The organism is Thermogutta sp. (genome assembly GCF_014359955.1).
Lineage (GTDB): Bacteria > Planctomycetota > Planctomycetia > Pirellulales > Thermoguttaceae > Thermogutta.
Map to the genome: position 1 here is coordinate 1 of NZ_JACIYL010000434.1, position 3,793 is coordinate 3,793.

Annotated in this window: 4 protein-coding genes; all 4 read right to left on the reverse strand. The window is 59.3% G+C overall.

Features of this window, described 5'->3' with window-relative positions; translation table 11 throughout:
- Positions 1–361: 361 nt before the first annotated feature.
- Positions 362–730 (reverse strand): hypothetical protein, encoded by a 369-nt coding sequence (locus H5U08_RS12600; RefSeq protein WP_297033588.1) that lies wholly within the window; start codon positions 728–730, stop codon positions 362–364.
- Between the two features lie 93 nt (positions 731–823).
- The gene (carA, locus tag H5U08_RS12605; RefSeq protein WP_297033590.1) at positions 824–1,978 is read right to left on the reverse strand and encodes a glutamine-hydrolyzing carbamoyl-phosphate synthase small subunit; all 1,155 of its coding nucleotides are present in this window, start codon (positions 1,976–1,978) and stop codon (positions 824–826) included.
- Positions 1,979–2,661: 683 nt separating this feature from the next.
- Positions 2,662–3,525 (reverse strand): RNA methyltransferase, encoded by an 864-nt coding sequence (locus tag H5U08_RS12610; RefSeq protein ID WP_297033592.1) that lies wholly within the window; start codon positions 3,523–3,525, stop codon positions 2,662–2,664.
- 19 nt (positions 3,526–3,544) lie between these two features.
- A partial coding sequence (locus tag H5U08_RS12615; RefSeq protein ID WP_297033594.1) for a hypothetical protein occupies positions 3,545–3,793 on the reverse strand: 249 nt, incomplete at its 5' end.

A 3,793-nucleotide genomic window follows, 5' to 3' on the forward strand; every position in this document is an offset into this window, starting at 1 on the left:
CCGGCGCGGACTAGATCCTCCACGCCCACCGGCAGCATTCCCACGCGATATTCGTCGGGCTTGATTTCCTTGGGAACCCCAATGATCATATGTCGGTCCTGTGATTTCCGTCACTCCGCGTGACAAGCAGCCAACCTTCCCTGCCATTTTACAGAACTTCCCCGCACCATCGACCCGTGTTCTCCGGTGCCTGGCCGGGAGACGACGTCCGGTCCAGAGCTTCGCAGCACCCGCGGCAAATGGATGGTCCTGCTGACCGGGTTCTTACGCGCTGCTCCACGGCCAAAGAGCACAAAGCCGTTTGCGGCGCTGCAAACCTCGGCTAGTTGAGTCCCCTGCGCCGGCAAACTCGAGAAGAATCTCAGGGTTCGGAAGGATTGAGGAGAAACACGATCGCGATGCAGAAAACCAAAGCGCAACCCAGGGCCATGATGACCTGTGAAATGAGGGCGGCGTTCCACTCCAGTGTAGCCCCGCCGTAGACCTTCATCAGCGGGCGGGAAAGTGCCACCACAATCCCCAACACTGCCAGCACTGCCGTGAGGATCATGAGCGGACGGCGAACCAAGGGAACCAATATAGCGATCCCTGCCGTGGCCTGGAGGATGAGGCCGGCGAAGGTGGGAATCAGCGCCGTCACATGGCTGGCGCCAGTGAGAAAAAAGGCAGCCAAACCGGCAACAATGAGCACATCACAAACGACGATCACGGCGATGAGGCTCACGGGCATTGGTCGGAATTTCCTTTGCAAGCGACAAAGCGTTCGGCTGTTACCCTCTCTGCCACACTCATTTTGGAAACGCGAACGAAACGGTCTGGACGCTCATGCGCTCTTTGCCATGGCGCCACGATATTCCTCTATCAACTGCCGGAATCTCTCAAAGAGGTAATGGCTGTCGTGCGGACCGGCCGAGGCCTCGGGATGGTATTGGACGGTAAAGGCCGGCACCTCAAGGTGCCGCAATCCTTCCACGGTGTTATCGTTGAGGTTCCAGTGCGTCACTTCGAGGTACGGAGGCAGGGAATCGGGATCCACGGCGAACCCGTGGTTCTGGCATGTGATTTCCACCCGGCCGGTGTCCTTATTCATCACCGGTTGATTGGCCCCCCGATGTCCGAATTTCATCTTGAACGTCTTGGCTCCGCAGGCGAGCGCGAGGAGCTGGTGCCCCAGGCAAATACCGAAAATGGGCACCTTGCCCAGCAGTTGGGCAATCGTTTGCTGGGCGTAGCGGACCGGTTCCGGGTCGCCTGGCCCGTTGGAAAGAAAGACGCCGTCTGGGCGGTACTTGAGGACGTCCTCCGCGGTTGCCGTCCCCGGCAGCACCGTAACACGGCAACCTGTGTTGAACAGATGCCGGGCGATGTTGTACTTCATGCCGTAATCGAGGGCCACCACGTGCGGGGCATCCGGGGGGATTTCTCGTAACACCTGCCCGTCAAGTTTCGTCCAATGGCTGAGAGGCTGCCGCCATTCGAAGGCTTCCGGAGGCAACACTTCGCGAACGAGGTCCCGCCCGACAAGTCCAGGACTGGCCTTGGCTTTGGCAACGAGGCTTGCGTCATCGAGGTCCACGGTGGAGAGGACACCCTTCATGGCCCCGTGGATGCGAATCCGCCGCACAAGCGCCCGGGTGTCGATGCCCTCCAGTCCCACAATCCCGAAACGTTTGAGGAATTGATCCAGATCCGCCGTTGCCCGCCAGTTACTGACGCGGCGGCTCCGTTCTCGCACAACGAATCCCGCCAGGTGCGGTTTCCAACTCTCGAAATCTTCCTCGTTGACCCCGTAGTTACCGATTTCGGGATACGTCATGACAACGATCTGCCCGCGGTAGCTGGGGTCGGTGAGGATTTCCTGATATCCGGTCATCGAGGTATTGAAACAAACCTCGCCGTCAACCTCTCCTTCGGCACCGAAGGCCACACCGGTGTAAACCGTGCCGTCTTCCAAAGCAAGTTTCGCGATCTTTTCCATCTCTTCTCTTTTTCTCGCCTTGCTTTTTCCTTCCCCGCTGTGCGGAAAACCTTACGCAGGATGAATTTTACCCGTGAACTATCCATTTGACCCGCGCGGGTGCGTGGTCGGGCGCAACATGGTCAACCGGGTGAGAACCGCCACGTCCCTTCATTCGCGGAAACATCCGCTGTCCGCGCAGAATCCACAACTTGCATGGGGTCTTCACGGGGGATGCGAAGTTGCCCGGGCAGAATTTAAAGTTGGCGGCCTCAAAACTCCGATACGATCAAACACGGCTGCTGGGGCTTCACAGCGCGGGCGTTCCCCCGAACGACCGTTCTGGGCGGCCGACCCAGGGGTCCCTGTGTCCGGCGAACAGGGCCCCTTTTCTTATGCCCACCGTTCCGTCTCTCCTGCTGGTCCGGACCCCGTCAACCCGCGCAATCCAGATTATTTTACCCGTTCGGTCAAACTTCATCCACGACCACGGCACAACCTTCGCGTTTGCAGCGTTTTGCCGCGACGAGGAAAACGGTCCCCGGTAGGGGCCATTCATGAATGGCCGCTCCAAGACATGCGCCCCGCGCCTTTCACAGATCGTTACAAAATGCGGGATAGATCAGCCGCGGCAGTCTCGAATGCTTCCGCCTCGTCACGGTCTCAGGAAAGCCGTGGGATGCCCACGGTTTCGGGTGGAATTGTCATCGGTCGGAACTTGAGGACAGGGGTGTGCCCTCGAGTGGGAAGGAGCACCGGGAGAGAGTCGATCTGCGAATTTCATAGAGAAAAACGCCCGCCGCCACCCCCAGGTTGAGCGAATCCACGAGGGGCGACATAGGGATCGTGACGCGATGATCACAAAGGTCTTCCCAGCCTTCCGAGAGTCCCTCCGTCTCATGACCGAAAAGCAGCCCCAGCCTTTCCGGTGGAGTGAAATCGGGGAGCGAGACGGCGGGCGGATCGAGCACCGTCGCCACCAATTCCACCCGCCATTCGCGCTTGAGCGTCTCCAGTTCGCCTCGCAGATGCTGGGTCTTCGCCAGCGGCAAATGGAGGACGGCCCCCATCGAGACGCGGAGGATCCGCCGGGAAAAAGGCTCCGCACACCGCTCGCCCAGGATGACAGCATCAACGCCGAAGGCGGCGGCCGACCGAAAAACCAGGCCGATGTTGTCCGGCTTGGTGATCTGGGGGCAGATCACTAAAACAAGCGGTCCTGGCTTGTCCGGTGGCGGCAACACATCCCTGACCGACGGCAGAATCCGCCTCTTACCGACCGCCAGAACCCCCTGATGGAATTGATATCCCACCACTTGATAGAGAAGTTCTCGGGGACCTACGTAAACTGGGATGGCTGCCGGAATCTGGTCGATAAATCGGTCGGCACAATCCTCGGAAAGGAGAACGGACTCCGTTTCATAGCGGCTTTTGAGCAGTCGCTCCGTAACCAGCCATCCCTCCGTGATGAAGATCGATTCCCCTCGGAGTGTTCGTTCTGGGAGGTTGCGGTAGGGAGCCAGACGTGGATCATCCCACGAGTCAACGCGAATCACCTCGCGAGGCATAAGCCGGAAAAAGTCCTCCTCACTTCTGCTCCCTGCCGAACAGTTGAAATTCCCCGATCGTCGGCCCTTCTGTCGCCTTCAAAATGTTGAGGCGAAACCGCTGCGCCATCACCTCGGAGAAGCGAAACTCGGCATGCTCCCCGATCCTGCTTCCCTTGAAACAGGGGATCCATTGATCCCCCTCCGCATATTCTATCTGGAATTCCTGGACGCGCGGGGCGTAGGCCTCTTCGATCACAGCGCGATTGACACGGCACGGCCGTTGGAG